At 45.1% G+C, this 15,762-nt stretch carries 17 protein-coding genes; 14 read left to right on the forward strand and 3 right to left on the reverse strand.

From position 1 onward, the window contains the following. The first annotated feature begins 56 nt into the window (after positions 1-56). The 3 genes from ACUN27_RS11545 (at position 57) to ACUN27_RS11555 (ending at position 2,902) form a co-directional block, all read left to right on the forward strand. On the forward strand, positions 57-884 hold the full coding sequence (locus tag ACUN27_RS11545) for a thermonuclease family protein (protein WP_315952725.1): 828 nt from the start codon (positions 57-59) through the stop codon (positions 882-884). 410 nt (positions 885-1,294) lie between these two features. Then, positions 1,295-1,843 (forward strand): D-lyxose/D-mannose family sugar isomerase, encoded by a 549-nt coding sequence (locus ACUN27_RS11550; RefSeq protein WP_315952724.1) that lies wholly within the window; start codon positions 1,295-1,297, stop codon positions 1,841-1,843. A gap of 141 nt (positions 1,844-1,984) precedes the next feature. Then, the gene (locus tag ACUN27_RS11555; protein WP_315952723.1) at positions 1,985-2,902 is read left to right on the forward strand and encodes an aldo/keto reductase; all 918 of its coding nucleotides are present in this window, start codon (positions 1,985-1,987) and stop codon (positions 2,900-2,902) included. Positions 2,903-2,912: 10 nt separating this feature from the next. On the opposite strand, the gene ACUN27_RS11560 is transcribed toward ACUN27_RS11555, so the two are convergent. Beyond that, positions 2,913-3,248 carry a hypothetical protein gene (locus ACUN27_RS11560; RefSeq protein WP_315952722.1) on the reverse strand — a complete coding sequence of 112 codons (336 nt, stop codon included), beginning with the start codon at positions 3,246-3,248 and terminating at the stop codon, positions 2,913-2,915. Positions 3,249-3,342: 94 nt separating this feature from the next. On the opposite strand from ACUN27_RS11560, the gene ACUN27_RS11565 reads away from it, so the two are divergent. The 3 genes from ACUN27_RS11565 (at position 3,343) to ACUN27_RS11575 (ending at position 5,152) form a co-directional block, all read left to right on the forward strand. Next, positions 3,343-3,891, forward strand: a complete 549-nt coding sequence (locus ACUN27_RS11565) for an ATP-binding protein (protein WP_445558936.1) — start codon at positions 3,343-3,345, stop codon at positions 3,889-3,891. 2 nt (positions 3,892-3,893) lie between these two features. Then, positions 3,894-4,553, forward strand: a complete 660-nt coding sequence (locus tag ACUN27_RS11570) for a DUF2306 domain-containing protein (RefSeq protein ID WP_445558937.1) — start codon at positions 3,894-3,896, stop codon at positions 4,551-4,553. A gap of 116 nt (positions 4,554-4,669) precedes the next feature. Next, the gene (locus ACUN27_RS11575) at positions 4,670-5,152 is read left to right on the forward strand and encodes a CcdC protein domain-containing protein (RefSeq protein WP_326062433.1); all 483 of its coding nucleotides are present in this window, start codon (positions 4,670-4,672) and stop codon (positions 5,150-5,152) included. Between the two features lie 61 nt (positions 5,153-5,213). On the opposite strand, the gene ACUN27_RS11580 is transcribed toward ACUN27_RS11575, so the two are convergent. Continuing rightward, positions 5,214-6,089: a phosphotransferase gene (locus ACUN27_RS11580; RefSeq protein ID WP_445558938.1), complete on the reverse strand. Its 876-nt coding sequence runs from the start codon at positions 6,087-6,089 to the stop codon at positions 5,214-5,216. 430 nt (positions 6,090-6,519) lie between these two features. Here ACUN27_RS11580 and ACUN27_RS11585 point away from each other — a divergent pair, with 430 nt between their 5' ends. Further along, a complete protein-coding gene (locus ACUN27_RS11585; protein WP_326062436.1) occupies positions 6,520-7,710 on the forward strand; it encodes an MFS transporter in 1,191 nt (396 codons plus the stop codon). A 64-nt stretch (positions 7,711-7,774) separates the two neighbouring features. After that, entirely contained in the window at positions 7,775-8,680 is a 906-nt protein-coding gene (locus ACUN27_RS11590; protein ID WP_445558939.1) for an aminoglycoside phosphotransferase family protein, read from the forward strand. On the opposite strand, the gene ACUN27_RS11595 is transcribed toward ACUN27_RS11590, so the two are convergent. Further along, a complete protein-coding gene (locus tag ACUN27_RS11595; RefSeq protein WP_445558940.1) occupies positions 8,659-9,564 on the reverse strand; it encodes a LysR substrate-binding domain-containing protein in 906 nt (301 codons plus the stop codon). The genes ACUN27_RS11590 and ACUN27_RS11595 overlap by 22 nt on opposite strands. 128 nt (positions 9,565-9,692) lie before the next feature. Here ACUN27_RS11595 and ACUN27_RS11600 point away from each other — a divergent pair, with 128 nt between their 5' ends. From ACUN27_RS11600 to ACUN27_RS11625, 6 genes are all read left to right on the forward strand, one after another. Further along, a complete protein-coding gene (locus ACUN27_RS11600; RefSeq protein WP_445560620.1) occupies positions 9,693-10,361 on the forward strand; it encodes an O-methyltransferase in 669 nt (222 codons plus the stop codon). A gap of 149 nt (positions 10,362-10,510) precedes the next feature. After that, positions 10,511-11,410, forward strand: a complete 900-nt coding sequence (locus tag ACUN27_RS11605; RefSeq protein WP_315952713.1) for a DMT family transporter — start codon at positions 10,511-10,513, stop codon at positions 11,408-11,410. Positions 11,411-11,573: 163 nt separating this feature from the next. After that, the gene (locus ACUN27_RS11610) at positions 11,574-12,482 is read left to right on the forward strand and encodes a hypothetical protein (protein WP_315952712.1); all 909 of its coding nucleotides are present in this window, start codon (positions 11,574-11,576) and stop codon (positions 12,480-12,482) included. Positions 12,483-12,660: 178 nt separating this feature from the next. Continuing rightward, positions 12,661-13,866, forward strand: a complete 1,206-nt coding sequence (locus tag ACUN27_RS11615; protein ID WP_315952711.1) for a chromate transporter — start codon at positions 12,661-12,663, stop codon at positions 13,864-13,866. Positions 13,867-14,040: 174 nt separating this feature from the next. Further along, positions 14,041-14,706, forward strand: a complete 666-nt coding sequence (locus ACUN27_RS11620; protein ID WP_315952709.1) for a YfbR-like 5'-deoxynucleotidase — start codon at positions 14,041-14,043, stop codon at positions 14,704-14,706. Between the two features lie 211 nt (positions 14,707-14,917). Continuing rightward, positions 14,918-15,709 carry a sugar phosphate isomerase/epimerase family protein gene (locus ACUN27_RS11625; RefSeq protein ID WP_445558941.1) on the forward strand — a complete coding sequence of 264 codons (792 nt, stop codon included), beginning with the start codon at positions 14,918-14,920 and terminating at the stop codon, positions 15,707-15,709. The last annotated feature ends 53 nt before the right edge of the window (positions 15,710-15,762 follow it).

Raw genomic sequence — 15,762 nt, forward strand, 5'->3', positions numbered from 1 at the left:
CACGATTTGTTATAATGGCGAAGTCGTATAGATCAGTCATACTTGGAGGTCTTCACATGCTGCATGAAAAGTTTAAAAAGGTTCTTATCAGTTCAATCGTTTTGATCGTTTTTATCGTGACAGGATGTTCGCAACAAACAGCGGTTCCCACAGCAGTCTCGCCATCACCGAGTGCGTCAACAACGACTGCCTCCGCACTAGCCAACAGCAAGATGATACCGGCGAAGATCGTACGGGTCGTCGATGGGGATACTATGAAAGTGTCATTTCAAGAATCGGGGAAAGTAAAAGAAGAAACAATAAGATTATTGCTTGTGGATACGCCAGAAAGCGTAGCCCCCGATAAACCTGTTCAACCGTTTGCTTTAGAAGCTTCCAAATTCGCCAAAGATACGTTAAATGATAAAGATGTGCGTTTGGAACTTGACGTATCGGAGCGGGATAAATACGGAAGGCTGCTTTGCTATTTATACATAGGGGATAAAATGTTCAATGAAATGCTGCTCGAAAATGGGTATGCCAGAGTGGCCTATATCTACCCGCCGAATGTCAAATATGTCGATAAGTTTCGTGAGATACAAAAAGAAGCACAGCTTAAAGGAGTTAACATCTGGAGTGTCGAGAACTACGCCCAAGAGGACGGGTTCCACGAAAATGCTGTGAAAGCCAAGCCAAGTCCGTCAGCGGCAGCGACGGCTGTGCCGACAACCACGGCACCAATGCCATCACCTGCGGTGAAGCCTGCGCCAACGACAGAGTCGAACGTTATCTATAATTCTTGCGCGGAAGCCAAGGCTGCCGGCGTTTATAATATCAAAAGAGGTCAACCTGGATATAGTTCTAAACTTGATAAAGATAATGACGGCGTTGCTTGTGAGAAATGATGCAGGCATACTCCACCCCATGAAATTTGAAAATTGCTGCTATCGCTTGAGCGGTTCCTCACTTGCAGGGGAACTATAGGGCGCTATTTCATCGGAAAAGGCCCCTTTTTGTGTGGAGGGGAACTGTGGGGCGCTATTTGTCCGTTTTCTTAAAGAAAACGGGATTAGGCGGTCAAATAAGGCCCTGTAGTTCCGCTTGAACGCGGAAACGGGCTGATTTACTTGAATAGCGGACTCTAGTTCCTCAAGGTGTGTAGTTGGTCGAATGAACCGTCAGGATGTTTTCCCTGACGGTTTTTCTGGTTTTCTATGTTGTTAACGAACATTTGGCGTTATAAAATTACATTGAAAACGGTCGGCAAATTTGGATTGGACCGCATCGTAAGATAGCCGAAGGGAGCCGGTAATCGATGAAAAGAAGCGAAGTAAGCCAGGCGCAGGAGCGGGCCGCGCAAATGTTGGAAACAAACGGTATTGTGCTGACAGAGGAGGAAATCCGGCATATTGAAGTGGCTGGTTTCGGACTCGGCCAATTGGACGTACAAGGACTTGAATTAGTGACTTATGTCAATACCGATCGTTATTGCGCGAAAGAACTTGTTCTTTTTCCTCGGCAAACCTGTCCAGAGCACTTACATCCACCAGTAGGTGAGGATCCCGGCAAAATGGAAACGTTTCGCTGCCGTTCCGGAAAAGTTTTTCTGTATGTGGAAGGAGAAGCGGCCATAAGCTTGAAAGCGACAATTCCTGTAGGAAGCGAAGCTTACTATTCGGTTTTTCACGAAATTGAATTGCATCCTGGTGAGCAGTACACGATAAACCCTGGGATCAAGCACTGGTTTCAAGCTGGGGATGACGGAGCGGTCGTTTCGGAATTTTCCAGTACAAGTCGGGACGAATATGATCTGTTTACAGATCCCCGTATTGCACGAGTGCCGCTCATTGAAGATGATGAGTAGGGTAACGCCGTTAACCGTCTGAGACTTAAAAAAACTTAATAACAGCAGTTCTTGAAAACTACTAGCCTAATGTGTGACAATGAGAGTGTTACATAAAATGAGTGAACAAGTTGGAAGCCTTGAAGGAGGATATTTAGCACAATGAGAACGATGAAACTTGGTACAAGCAACTTGGAAGTTCCGGTTATCGCAGTAGGTTGTATGAGAATTAATTCATTGGAAAAAAATGAGGCTGAGCGCTTCGTCCAGTCAGCGCTGGATGCAGGGGCCAACTTCTTTGACCATGCTGATATTTACGGTGGGGGCACTTGTGAAGAAATCTTCGCCGATGCCATTCATATGAACGATGATATTCGCGAGAAAATCATTCTGCAATCCAAATGCGGAATTCGGAAGGGTATGTTCGATTTCTCGAAAGAACATATTTTGGAATCCGTTGATGGCATCCTGAAGCGCCTCAAAACCGATTATTTGGACATTCTGCTTCTGCACCGTCCGGATGCATTAGTAGAGCCGGAAGAGGTCGCCGAGGCTTTTGATCTTCTTGAAAGCTCAGGAAAAGTTAGACACTTCGGTGTTTCGAACCAGACTCCGATGCAAATTCAACTACTGAAGAAAGCGGTCAAGCAGCCGCTTGTTGCCAATCAATTGCAGCTAAGTATCACGAACTCCACGATGATTTCAAACGGCATGAACGTGAACATGCTGAATGAATCCGCTGTGAACCGTGACGGCAACGTGCTTGATTATTGCAGACTGAACGATATCACAATTCAGCCTTGGTCGCCATTCCAATACGGATTCTTCGAAGGCGTATTCCTTGGCAACGAAAAATTCCCCGAGCTGAATCTGAAAATCGATGAGATTGCTGCCAAATACGAAGTGAGCAATACCACTATCGCAATCGCATGGCTATTACGCCACCCAGCGCGGATGCAGCCGGTTACTGGCACGACAACGATTGAGCGTTTAATGGATTGCTGTAAAGCAGCTGATGTTCATTTGACACGCCAGGAATGGTATGAGATTTTTCGCGCGGCAGGCAATGTGCTGCCATAAGAACTGCTATTCAAAAAGACTTCCAGCGCTGCTCGCTGCTGGAGGTCTTTTTTTTTGATGTTCGTTCGCTGAGCGGAGTAACAGGCATTTCTAACGTTAAAAATGGCGCATGAGTGAAGGAATGGCATAAGGATGAACTTGAGGTGACATCAAACGGCTGATCAGCAATATTGAAGGCGTATGTTGCATTATATACAATATAATGGCGTGGTCTGATCGCGAATACGGTCATTCGTTGCACAATATACAACCAATTAATGCGAAAAGGTGAGATGAAAGCGATATAGAGCATGAATCGTTGTAGAAAGTACAACATAGAGGCGATCTGAGGCCCAATTACAGCCAAATGGTTGTAAAAAGTACAACATACTTGCTACTAACCGAGGTTTGACAGCCTTAAGGAAAAGAACATTAAATTACCTTGAAGAATGGAGCTGCCTATGAAAAAATTAGTGATTATAACGGTTGGCAAAACCCATAGCGGCAAAACGACATTTGCCAAAAGCTTAGAACAACAGTTGCCTAACTCCCTAGTGATAGACCAAGATAATCATGCTGAGTTCATCAATACGTATTACCAAACCTTACTTCCGAAAAAAGGACCTAATGCGATTAAGTACGCCATCACTCAAACAATAGTCAATTTTGCGGTTCACCAGACCGATGCTCATCTCATACTTTGCAACTCCAATCGCGCTCGTCAAGGAAGATTGAATCTGCTTGCCCATTTTCGTAATAATGGCTTCGAAAGTGTCCTTGTTCATTTTGAAATTCCGGATCATATTCTTCAGGCCCGAGTTGTGGATAGCCAGCGAAGCAAAGCTATATTTAGGAGCGCTTCATCATTTGAGGAAGTGCTTATTCGGCAACAGGCTGAATCTCATAAAAACGGCATGACAGATCCGATAGAGGGTGAGGCTGACCATCTTTTTGTCATCAGGAATACGGAGGATATTCAGCCAGTTATTCAAAGTATTCTCCAAATATAAGAATGGATGAACTAGAGAAAGGTTATACGATGCTCAATAAAAAAAATGCTTACCTATTGTTGGTTTTCGTCACAGTTGTTTTAATTGTGTACAGTATTTACGCCAACTTTGTTCATGATCCCCGAGCAACCGCATTTCTAAGTCAAAAGATCGATCTCAGACGGACTTTACAAGTCGCTGTATGGCTGAAGGTGATGCATGTGCATGTCGCATTTGCTTGCTTAGCGATGATCGCGGGTGCAATTAATTTCTCATCTATAATCCTAAAAAAATACAGGAAGTTCCATCGCTTGAACGGTTATTTGTATGTGATATCCGTTATGATCGTTGATCTTACGTCCGGTTACATGGCTCCCTTTGCGACGGGGGGGAAGATTAGCAGCATGGCTTTTAATTTGTTAAATATCATATGGATGTTCTTTATCATCATGGCGATTGTAAAAATCAGAAAAAAACAAATAGACCGCCATCGGAAGTGGATGATCAGAAGTTACGCATTCGTTTTTACCAATTTCTCCATTCATCTGCTGACTACAATCTTCCAAAAGGTTTTTGGACTTATCTATACGGAAAGCTATACGATTAGCATATATTTCTCGATTGTTTTACTGCTTCTGGTGGGTGAGATGGTTACTCGTATCCCTTCGAAGGCGGCGGGTTAGCAGCTCATCTCGAATATGACGATTGTCACCTCGAACCGATGACTTGATTCACTTCTGAAAAACTCCCTCAAAGGTGATAATGATATTAATAAATCCTTTAAGGGAGTGTTCAAATTATGAATTCAACAGTATCGATGATGATTTCAGCGTTAATATTCTTTTTTATCCTGCGTGGACAATTAAGTGGAATGAATAAGCCGCTAAAAAAATCAGGAGTAACGCTGCTGCTGCCAATCTTATATATTTCAACTTCATTCACGCAGTTGTTCGATCCGTCGCTGCATATTCGTGAAGAGCAAGTTATTCTTGCACTTTTGATCGGTATGGTTGTTTCCATACCCCTTATCTTAACGACCAACTTTGAAGTGCGGGACAATGGCAACACATTTATTAAACGTAACAAAACGGTGTTCGTGCTGCTGGTTGTAATCTTTGCATTACGTTTCCTTGCCGTAGCAACTATAAAATCAATTGATCCAAGCACACTCAGTTTTATGTGCAACCTCTTTACCTTTGGGTACATCGCGACTTGGCGCATTACGAGTTATGTGAAGTTCCGCGGCGTAAGTTCTTCAAAACAAGCGATGATAAATGTTTAAGTATTAAGCGGCGCATCCCTTGCGCTGCTTTTTTGCATTTATGGGTGACGATGAATGACATTTACTTGATGATTACATGTTTTATTTTTGACACAGCATCTTCGATTTCTGATGGATCATAGCGAAGAGCGTGTACTAGTCCGCCTAATTCTCGAAGACCTTGATGTCTTTTTACCCGATGTTCGATGGTCGTATCTGCAGGAAAACTGTTTGCGTATTCTCTGCACATCAGACGATAAAAGGCTTCTCCCATGTAGCTTTGCGTTGCCAAATCTTGCGCAGGATCTCCAATGTGCGTCGCACTAAAGTCAATGACCCCAGTTAGCTGCTCACCTAATTCATCGGTTAAAATATTGGCATACCATAAATCTCCGTGGCACAAAACGTTTGGATGAGTATAAAATGTTTCATCTTCCAAAGTTTCCTCCCACCAGGAAGACAGTATTCTCTGCTCTTTTACCGTTAAAACTTTGGTTAAAATGTCTTGTGTATTTGCCCGCAATTCCCGCATGCGGTTCTTGTTGTTTACATCTTGCGGACAATTGGCAGGCAAAGAATGGACAGGTATTGCATGCAACTTACTAATAAATTCCGCGAGCTGCTTTGCAATAATAGGTAGATTGCCGGGCGAAAGACGGTCTGGATGAAGCGGGGTTCCCTTCAATTTTGTATAGCTCATGATTCCTGGAGGGACGATGGATGGATCATAGCGATTGGAAATAGGCAGCGGAATTTCAACATCCAGTGAAGATCGAATGTGAGGCAACAACTGACACTCTTTTGTATAGTGAAGAGCGGTTTCAATCGTTTTTGCAATCCTAAAAATAGTTCCATCTCGCTGTTCAATCACGATACTCTCAAATCCTTCGCCTAGAACGGTGATATCTTTTTTATCTAGGCTCAATAGCAGCAGTGCCGCACCCAGTAAATCTGTCATCCATATTCACCTCTTTGATCATTAGTTTATCATTCTCCGTACAGGGCGCGCTATCGTGTATTGCATACCGCCAAACCGCACATGCAAACCACCGCGCTTGTTTCGCTAACGGACCCCACAGCCATTATTTCAGGGAAATAGCGCCTATCCATAATCTAACGGATTCCAGAGTCGTTATAGGACAAAAATCAGCCGATTTTCACGAAAATAACGCCAATAATTGCGCTGGAGTCCGTTAGAAATTCGGATGGTCGTTTTTTCACTCCTAATAAGGTCGCCTCAGTCCGATAGCAGCCCAGTAAGCACTATACCCAAGAGGAGCGCCAAGGTAATTGGTGGAATCGGTTGCTCTAGTTATGCAGGAAATCAATTTGCCCTAATCGAATGTTTATTGGATGTCCATGAACACTCGAGAAGGCGGATGAAAGGGATGCAGATTAGCGGTCAGATGAAACGGTTGCTGCTCATGAATGCAGCATCAACAGTCATATTTAACTACATTGGTATTTTCGTCAATTTATTTATTTGGGAGAAGAACAACAACATCTCTGAGGTGGTATGGTTTAACCTCATAATGTTTATCACATGGACTTTCGCGTTTGCGGTGGGTTCCAGATTGTTAACCAGCTATACGACACGTGTGTTGATTCGCACGAATGCGGTCTGCGGCGGAGTCGTTTTTCTGCTTTTATCGGTGCTGGAGCTGGAAAATAGGCTTTTATGGATCACAATCATCGCTATTCCCATCGGCGTCATGTGGGGATTTTATGCCGCGGCGCAAAACATTACTCTGAGTGTGTACGGGAAAGGGAAGGATTTTGAGCAGTATTTTTCAATCGCCAATATCATCAACCAGCTCGTATCGATTATTAATCCAATTGCTTTTGCGCTCATTATCAAATGGATTGGATACTCAGGGTCCTTTTTACTGATGTTCGTGTTTGTGGGCTTGTTATTGACTGTTTCGTTTTATATTCCTACCATTACCCTCGCCGGTGAATCTGTGCCATTATTTCGTGGCATCCAATTTCGGCTCGTATTTGCAACCAGTGCGCTGCGATGGATGGTTCCGTCTCTGCTGGCGGCCGGCATATTTTTGCAATTTCAGGTGCTGTTTGCGTTGGTGTTTACGTTTTCAGTATCAGAGGACAAATTGGTCATCGCCATGCTTAATGTGCTTTATGCCTGCTTCGCCATTGGGGCTATGATGTTATACAGAAGACTGAAGACGCGTGAAGGGGTATGGCTGGCTATCGGGATGATATTTGTGTCAGTCGGCATTCTTCTGCCGCTGCTGCCCAAAGCACCCATCCTCATCATTTCCAATATTTTAACGACCATTGGGATGTTTTATTTCGGGACGGTGTGGAACACGAGGCAGTTCCGAATTATTGCCAAGCAATCGGCTATCCAGCAAGCGCGAATTTTCTTGTGGCGGGAATGCTTTTTGAATGCATCGAGGATACTTTTGCTCATACTGGCTTTATCGGTAAAAGATATTCGAGGAGGAGCGTTTATCTTCTTAATCATGCTGGCGCTTGCCTGTGCACTCATGGTTCCGTATTTCTCAGGGAAGAGCACAGAAGCTTTCGAGCGGCAGACAGAGCAAGAGGAGAGTTAGGCATAGAATGCGAAGGGTCGGATTATTCAGGTACAAATAAGTAGGGTCAGGGAGGTTATGTCCAATGAGCCAAGCAAACGATCTTGTAATTGATGCAGCACTTGTGAAAAGCTTAATTTCTACGCAATTTCCACAGTGGGCAGATCTTCCGATAGAACAGGTCATTTCCGGCGGGACGGACAATGTGATCTATCGGCTCGGCACGGATATGGCCGTAAGATTGCCGCGGGCGGAATGGGCGGTCGGGCAGGTGGAGAAGGAGCAGAAATGGCTGCCAAAACTGGCTGCGCTGCTGCCGATTCCCATTCATGCTCCGATAGCTTTTGGGGCGCCGACTGAAGGCTACCCCCGGCACTGGTCTGTGTATCGCTGGCTGGAAGGGGAGAACGCGACGGTCCGGCAAGTGGAAGATCACAACCATGCAGCTAACGCACTGGCTCAGTTCGTAACCGCCATGCAGCGGATTGATACCGATGGAGGTCCTCCGCAAGGCGCACATAACTCAGGCCGTGGCGAACCTCTGGCGAAGCGGGATGCCGCTGTTCGTGCTGCCATCGTAACCCTGCAAGGCATTGTCGAGGCTCACGCAGCAACCGCTGTATGGGAGGCAGCCCTGCAGGCCCCGGTGTGGCAAGGCAAACCGGTTTGGATTCACGGTGATCTCCACCCAGGCAACCTGCTGATCGAAGAGGGCCGGCTAAGCGCCGTTATTGACTTTGGAACTTTGGGCGTGGGAGATCCTGCATGCGATCTTATGGTCGCGTGGACATTCCTTGCCGCGCAAGGCCGCGAACGCTTCCGCGCAGCCCTGCCAATCGATGATGCGGCTTGGTTACGCGGGAGCGGGTGGGCGCTTTCCTTCGGGTTAATCGCGCTAGCCTATTATCTAGAAACAAATCTTGTCCTCGCAGAGATTTCTCGGCGCACAATCAATGAAGTTCTCGCTGATTATAAGAACGGCTTGTTATAAGGGTTTTGACGGATCATCTGAATGAGATTGTTTGTTGAAGCAGATAAGGGTTCATTTTTACGTGTACAAATGGCGATTGTATTCTTAAGTTGGATTCCTTCTACATAAACTCGGGACAGCTCACCACGATTTACATATTCCCGTACAACGAGGGAAGACACGAAGTTAGCGCCATACCCGGCAATCACGGCAGTAATCGCTTCATGCAGTCCGTTAAATTGCAAAGAAATGGCGGGAACGGCTGAATGATAGGTGCGGCATAAAGACAGCAGTCTCTCGCGAGTTGAACTGCCTTCTTCACGCATGACAAAAGGTTCTTTCATCATTTCGGACAGAGAGACCTGCTGATTGGCATATTTGTGATGAGGCGCCACGACAAACCATAACTCGTCCTGAAACAATTCCTCTGTCAGAATGGTGTCCGGATAAGTTTCGGCTATGCCCCCATAAATGGCGATATCAACTTCTACATTGAGCAGCTGTTTCAAGGCACCGCTGGAATTGGTCGTGTTGATCATCATTTCAACTTGTTCATATTGCTGCTTAAACTTTGCGATCCAAGTTGGGATGAGGAAATGAGCGGGTAAGTAGGTAGCGGCTAGCCGAATACTTCCGGTTGTGCCGCTGCGGTAATTGTGAGCGAATTGTTCGATTTGTTGTTCAACCGCAAAAAGCCTTTTTGCAAGTAAAGACAGTTCTTCACCGGCATCCGTTAGCGCAACCCCTCTTCCCAGAGGTTTCAGCAGGAGAAGCTGCAGCTCCTTTTCGAACTTTTTGATCTGTGCAGTAATGGCGGGTTGGCTTATATTTAACAATTCGGAAGCGCGTGTCACACTACCGCTGGTTGCAACTGTATGAAATAAGCGTAAGGCATGTAAATTCATTAGAAGGCTCCCTTTGTTTCTGATTTATATATTATATATATGATTCTAACATAAAGATATATTATTTATATGATTAGATTCGGTTTATAATGAATCCAGAAGGTAAATATCAAAGAGGAGTGATAACGATGAATGCAACTAACACATGGGAAAAAGTAGATCAGTATATTAAAGAACGGTTGATTCCACACGACACTGTTCTGGAAAATGCCTTGGCCACGAATCAGCTTGCAGGGTTGCCAGCTTATGATGTTTCACCTACGCAAGGTAAGTTTTTGAATTTGTTGATTCAAATGAACGGCGCTAAACGGATTTTGGAAATCGGCACATTAGGCGGATATAGTACCATTTGGATGGCGAGGGCATTACCATCAGATGGAAAGTTAGTTACATTGGAACTGGATCCGATTCATGCTCAAGTTGCGAGTGAAAACATATCCCTTGCTCAGTTAAGTGAACTTGTCGAGCTTCGAGTGGGAGACGCTTTAGAACAATTAGCTCAGTTGGACAGTGAAGGTGTTGAGCCTTTTGATCTGATATTCATAGATGCCGATAAACCCAATAATCCTCATTATTTAAAATGGGCGCTGCATTTTTCTCATCCTGGGACGGTGATTATTGGAGATAATGTCATCCGTGATGGCGAGGTCATCAATGAGGAAAGTCAAGATCCCCGCGTTCAGGGAGTAAGGAAATTCTATGATCTGTTGGCGGATGAACCAAGGATTTCGGCAACGGCCATTCAGACGGTCGGCAGTAAAGGATATGATGGTTTTGTATTAGGTATTGTAAAATGATGAAACCGGACATGGGATTTTCCATGTCCGGCTTCTCGTTTGTGGGAGGAATTCCAGGAGTCCGAGCGAATATCTTTTTAATGATCTGTTTGCTGTCACTGTCAGGCAATCATCAAATTTGATTTAGAGGTTAAGGAGATTTCAGAGAGATGCCAGAACGTAATGTTTTATGGAAGCTTTGGGGAGTATCGCTGTTATGGGGCTTTAACTATGTTGCAAGCGCCTATCTGCTGCGAGATTTCTCGCCTATTTTTTTATCATTCGCCCGACTCGTTGTTATGTCACTGTTCTTAATTTCTGTAGCGGTCATTAACAAATCCATCAGACGCCCAACCTCGCGGGAGTGGGGACTTCTATTGTTTGCCGGTATTTTTGGGACTTTATTCAACCAATTGTTTTACTTTACAGGGCTGCAGCACTCAACAGCAGGTAACGCAGCGCTCATTATTGCGCTTTCTCCTATTGCTACGCTGATGTTATCGCGTCTGTTTCTGAAAGAAGAAGTCACCTGGTTGAAGCTTTCCGGATCTGTCGTAGCATTAGTTGGCGTCGTGTGTATAGTCCTGTATGGAGGAAAGACACTTGGAATTTCTAAAGGCGATGTGTATTTGCTGCTTGCAATGTTGGGCATGTCAATCAGCTTGTTGTTTATTCGCAGACTAACTAGTGGGATGACCTCCTACGAAGTAACCATATATTCAACGGTCATTGGGACCATTCTAATGTCACCTGCCGTTGGAGTTGAAGCGCTTCAAGGCCATCTGCATGCGAGCCATCACTTGCTGACTTGGTTATTGCTGATCAGCGTAGCCGTCATCGGCCAAGGCTTGGCCGGCTTTTGGTGGAACCAGGGCATCGCCGTAGTTGGCCCTTCTACTAGTGCAATGTTTATGAATATCCCGCCATTTATCGCGATTATCGTAAGCTTTTTCTTACTGGGCGATCCGATTCGAGCGGCCCAAGTAGGCGGGGGCATTCTGATTCTGGCTGGTGTTATGATAGCCAATATGAAACGCCGTCAGCCCCGGGAAATAGGGGCGGGAATTTAGCCAATATGAAATAACGATTTATTTCTTGGGAAATAATTCATAAATTCTTGTACGCAAAGGTAAACAGATTTCGACACTCCTATTTCGACTGTAAATGCAACTCTATGAATCTAGAATACTATTAGAAGCATTTTATCCTTGGAAATAGTGAGGAGATGGCGATATGGTCAATTTAGATTTAGAGTTGGTATACAGTCCAAAACAGGTGCATGAGCACCTCCGGGTAAGCGATTCAAGTTTGCGCAAATATGCGATGGCGCTTGAAGCGAGAGGCTACAAGTTTCGTAAAGAAGATAATGGCAATCGGATTTTCACGCAGCATGACATCGATATTTTTGAAATCCTGAAACAACGGCTGGATGCTGGTCAAAGTATGAAGACTGCGGCAAGCTCAACGATGAATCATGTTCGCAAGAACGTCCCAAGAACGCTACCCGTTCCTGTGGCGCCAGCGGTTCCCCCGGCAGCTCCCCAAGCATCCCAAGCGGTAACCGAGCGTTCTGCGGACGCTTTCAAACAGAAGTTTGAGGAGGGTTTTGCCGTACTGCTGGAAGACCGTATCCATACCGCGATTAAGCCACTCATCGAAGGTGTCACTCAGCTAAGCGGTCTTGTAGCGGACCTGACCAACCAAAATAAACAGCTGCTAAGCCAAAATCAAGAGCTAAGAACCATGCTACCAGCTCCTCGGGACATCGAGGAAGAGAAGCGTCAACAGCGAGAGTTCGTAGATGAGGTGAAGGTGCTTCATGAAAAACAAAAGAAGCTAGAGCAGCAGCATTATGAAGAACTGAAGCGTCAGAATGAGGAAATTCAAAAACTGATTCCTCCTGCACCAGATCTCGAGAAAGAGCGCTGCGAAAGAACCAATGAGTATCTCACCATTCGCAGAATCAATCTGGCACTTGAGAAGGAAGCCTACGAACATTGGAGTCGAAAGCCGGAACATGAACGGATTCGAAAAATTGGCTTATTCAAGAAAGAAGAAAATATTGAAGTGCGTAACCAGTTCATAAAATCCTATATGGATGAATATTTTGAAGATCGGTTGCGCGGTGAATTTGCGCAATAAGAGAAGGAAGCAAGCTAATTCTTTGAGTGAAAGAGCTCACGGAATTAGCTTGCTTTTTTCCTTATCCATTTATTAAGATTATGTAATTGACCGCCGAGGAAATCGGTGGTAATTTATCAATGTTTATCAATGTTTCATTTCAAGAAATTAAACGATCTAGTTGGAGGTATCACAATTCGTGGAAAAGGATACGATCGCAAAGGAACAGATACCTATTAGCAAAGTACGGGCTCATCTTGAAATATTGGCCGTGTCCGCGAAGTTAGGCGTAACTTCATTTGGCGGGCCGATTGCGCATCTCGGTTATTTTCATAACGAGTACATACGTCGCCGCAAATGGTTGAATGAGCAGGATTATGCGGATATCGTTGCTCTATGCCAATTCTTGCCCGGCCCGGCCAGCAGCCAGGTAGGCATAGCCGTTGGGATCGTTCGCGCTGGAATGCTGGGCGGGTTGACAGCCTGGCTGGGGTTTACACTGCCATCGGTCATTGCGTTGGTACTGTTTGCCTTACTGCTGCAAGGGTTTGATATTGGTAGCGCCGGCTGGATTCATGGCCTCAAAGTTGTTGCAGTAGCTATCGTCGTTCAAGCTGTTTTGGGCATGGGGCAGAAGCTTGCTCCTGATCGCAATAGGGCAACAATTGCCGTACTTGTAGCAGCTGTTACCCTCCTGTGGCAGACGGCTATTAGCCAAGTTTTACTTATAGGAATTGCGGGAATTGCAGGGATGTTTTTGTATAAAAATACGAAGATCCCGAATACGACAAATCTCTCCATTCCCATTAGCCGAAGCGTTGGCATGCTCTCCTTGGGTGTTTTCTTTGGACTTCTGATCCTGCTTCCCTCACTTCGGCAAATTGTTCATATCGAGTGGCTTGCTATGTTTGATAGTTTTTACCGCTCAGGATCGCTTGTTTTTGGCGGGGGCCACGTTGTTCTCCCCATGCTGGAAAGGGAAGTCGTCCCGACAGGGTGGGTCAGCAAGTCGGACTTTCTAGCGGGATATGGTGCCGCGCAAGCTGTGCCTGGACCGTTATTCACCTTCGCAGCGTATTTGGGGACGATGATTGGCGGAGTGAAAGGTGCGATTATCGCTACAATAGCTATCTTTCTCCCGGCGTATCTTTTAGTCGTAGGAGCTCTGCCTTTCTGGCACACTTTGCGTAAGAGCGTTAAAGTCCAAGGAGCATTAGTCGGCATTAATGCAGCCGTTGTTGGCATTTTGCTTGCTGCGTTATATAACCCGCTTTGGATCACGGCTATCCTAGCTCCCGTCGATTTTGTTTTGGCCACGCTGCTGTTTGTGATGCTTGTCTTTTGGAAGCTGCCCCCATGGGTTGTCGTAATCTCGGGAGCCATCGGCGGAATGCTAATTAGCTGATTTAATGTTGTAAGCCTGAGAAATCAGGCTTTTTAGCATTTGCAAATTTTCAGACATTTAACTTGATTACGCATTAGATTTAATCTAGATTTTACAGGCAGATTGTAAACTAATGATTGTGAAGACCAAGAATGAAATGGACGAGCTATTCTAACATAATGGGGGGCTGAACGTATGGGAATCCATGCTTATTTTAGGTCTTTAAATGATTTAGAAAGAATTATTCGCTGTCCAGGCAAGTTCAAGTTTGAGGAACACAGTGTCGCGGCTCACTCATGGAAGGTCGTCCAGTACGCCAAAACTCTCGCAGACATTGAAGAGAAAAACGGCGCCAGCATTGATTGGAAAAAGCTTTACGAAATCACAAGCAGCCATGATTATGGTGAAATATTTATTGGGGATATCAAAACGCCTGTCAAACACGCATCCCCTGAACTTCGTTTATTGATTCAAAAGGTTGAAGAAGGCATGGTCTATAACTTTATTGAAGAACAGATTCCTGAGGAGTTTAAAGAAATTTTTCATAATCAGCTTCGTGAGGGCAAAGATCATTCGATTGAAGGATTAATTTTGGAAGTGGCAGATAAAATGGATCAGGTGTATGAAGCATTTGCGGAACTTAAAAGGGGAAACACGGAGAAAGAATTCATTAAAATGTACCGTGACGCACTTATCAAAATTAATACGATTCCTTTACATTGCGTTGATTATTTTTTGAAAAACATCCTGCCGGATATGGTGAATGACGAAATTACTTCACCGGTTGATATCAAAAGAATTACAGAAGAAGCTTTGTCTTATCGTGATCAGAGGTGCAATCCCCAAAATATAGTAAGCTAATGACTATATTTATGAATGAAGGCGCATTTTAAAAGTAACCATAATGGCTATTGACCGTCTACGGTCCGCGTCGATAAAGACGGTCGCTCCGCAATTCATCCCCTTTACCGCTATTTCATTCCCTTCAATTTTTCGCCTTTAAAGGTATTTGGCTAGTCAGGGGCGAACTAATCGATGATCAGCCATTTTTATAATCAATGGAGGGAATACGTTGAAATTACATCTTTTTCACGCGCTGTGGGGCATGTCAGGTTCGCTTAGCGAGCAGCTGCATCGCGCCAAGCAGCATGGTTACGAGGGAATCGAAGCACCTATGCCAAGTCAAGAGCAGCAAAATGAATTTATTGAGTTGTTAGGCGACTTACAACTGGCATACATCCCTCAGATTTTCACATCCAATCATCATGAAGAGTCCTTTCAAGAACAAGTCGAGCGGGCGAAGCAATTTTCTCCTGTGCTAATCAACTCTCATAGCGGAAAAGACTATATGTCGGAAGATGAGCAAAATCGCTTTTTCGAACAGGCGTTGCGCGTGGAGAAAGCGGCTGGCATTCAAGTTGCGCACGAAACACATAGAGGACGGGTTATGTTCACTCCGAAAGCTACGGCCAGAGTGCTGAAATTGTTCCCGGATCTGAAAGTCACAGCAGATTTTAGCCATTTCACATGTGTATGCGAATCCATGCTGGCCGATCAGCAAGAGGATCTTGAACTGATTAAGAGCAGAGCTCTGCATGTTCATGGAAGGGTCGGCTTTGAGGAAGGTCCGCAAGTTCCGCACCCGGCAGCTCCTGAGTATGCCAATTATTTGCAGCAATTCGAGACGTGGTGGGACGAAATGTTCCACAACGCGATCATCCCAGCGCAGCCATTTGCAACGTTCACACCTGAATTCGGCCCGCCAGGTTATATGCCGACTTTACCTTTTACACGCCAGCCTGTGGCGGATCTTTTTCAAGTAAATCACTGGATGGCTGAGCGAATTCGGAAAAAATACGAGTAAGAGGTAGTGGGGGAGTCGCGCTATGCGGCTCTTTTTTAGGCGCATATGCCTGC

The sequence above is a fragment of the Paenibacillus sp. WC2504 genome (assembly GCF_052682475.1).

Bases quoted from the DNA above. Each gene is read 5' to 3' on its own strand.
- ACUN27_RS11545 (WP_315952725.1), top strand. From the start codon at position 57: ATGCTGCATGAAAAGTTTAAAAAGGTTCTTATCAGTTCAATCGTTTTG.
- ACUN27_RS11550 (WP_315952724.1), top strand. From the start codon at position 1,295: ATGAAAAGAAGCGAAGTAAGCCAGGCGCAGGAGCGGGCCGCGCAAATG.
- ACUN27_RS11555 (WP_315952723.1), top strand. From the start codon at position 1,985: ATGAGAACGATGAAACTTGGTACAAGCAACTTGGAAGTTCCGGTTATC.
- ACUN27_RS11565 (WP_445558936.1), top strand. From the start codon at position 3,343: ATGAAAAAATTAGTGATTATAACGGTTGGCAAAACCCATAGCGGCAAA.
- ACUN27_RS11570 (WP_445558937.1), top strand. From the start codon at position 3,894: ATGGATGAACTAGAGAAAGGTTATACGATGCTCAATAAAAAAAATGCT.
- ACUN27_RS11575 (WP_326062433.1), top strand. From the start codon at position 4,670: ATGAATTCAACAGTATCGATGATGATTTCAGCGTTAATATTCTTTTTT.
- ACUN27_RS11580 (WP_445558938.1), bottom strand. From the start codon at position 6,089: ATGACAGATTTACTGGGTGCGGCACTGCTGCTATTGAGCCTAGATAAA.
- ACUN27_RS11585 (WP_326062436.1), top strand. From the start codon at position 6,520: ATGCAGATTAGCGGTCAGATGAAACGGTTGCTGCTCATGAATGCAGCA.
- ACUN27_RS11590 (WP_445558939.1), top strand. From the start codon at position 7,775: ATGAGCCAAGCAAACGATCTTGTAATTGATGCAGCACTTGTGAAAAGC.
- ACUN27_RS11595 (WP_445558940.1), bottom strand. From the start codon at position 9,564: ATGAATTTACATGCCTTACGCTTATTTCATACAGTTGCAACCAGCGGT.
- ACUN27_RS11600 (WP_445560620.1), top strand. From the start codon at position 9,693: ATGAATGCAACTAACACATGGGAAAAAGTAGATCAGTATATTAAAGAA.
- ACUN27_RS11605 (WP_315952713.1), top strand. From the start codon at position 10,511: ATGCCAGAACGTAATGTTTTATGGAAGCTTTGGGGAGTATCGCTGTTA.
- ACUN27_RS11610 (WP_315952712.1), top strand. From the start codon at position 11,574: ATGGTCAATTTAGATTTAGAGTTGGTATACAGTCCAAAACAGGTGCAT.
- ACUN27_RS11620 (WP_315952709.1), top strand. From the start codon at position 14,041: ATGGGAATCCATGCTTATTTTAGGTCTTTAAATGATTTAGAAAGAATT.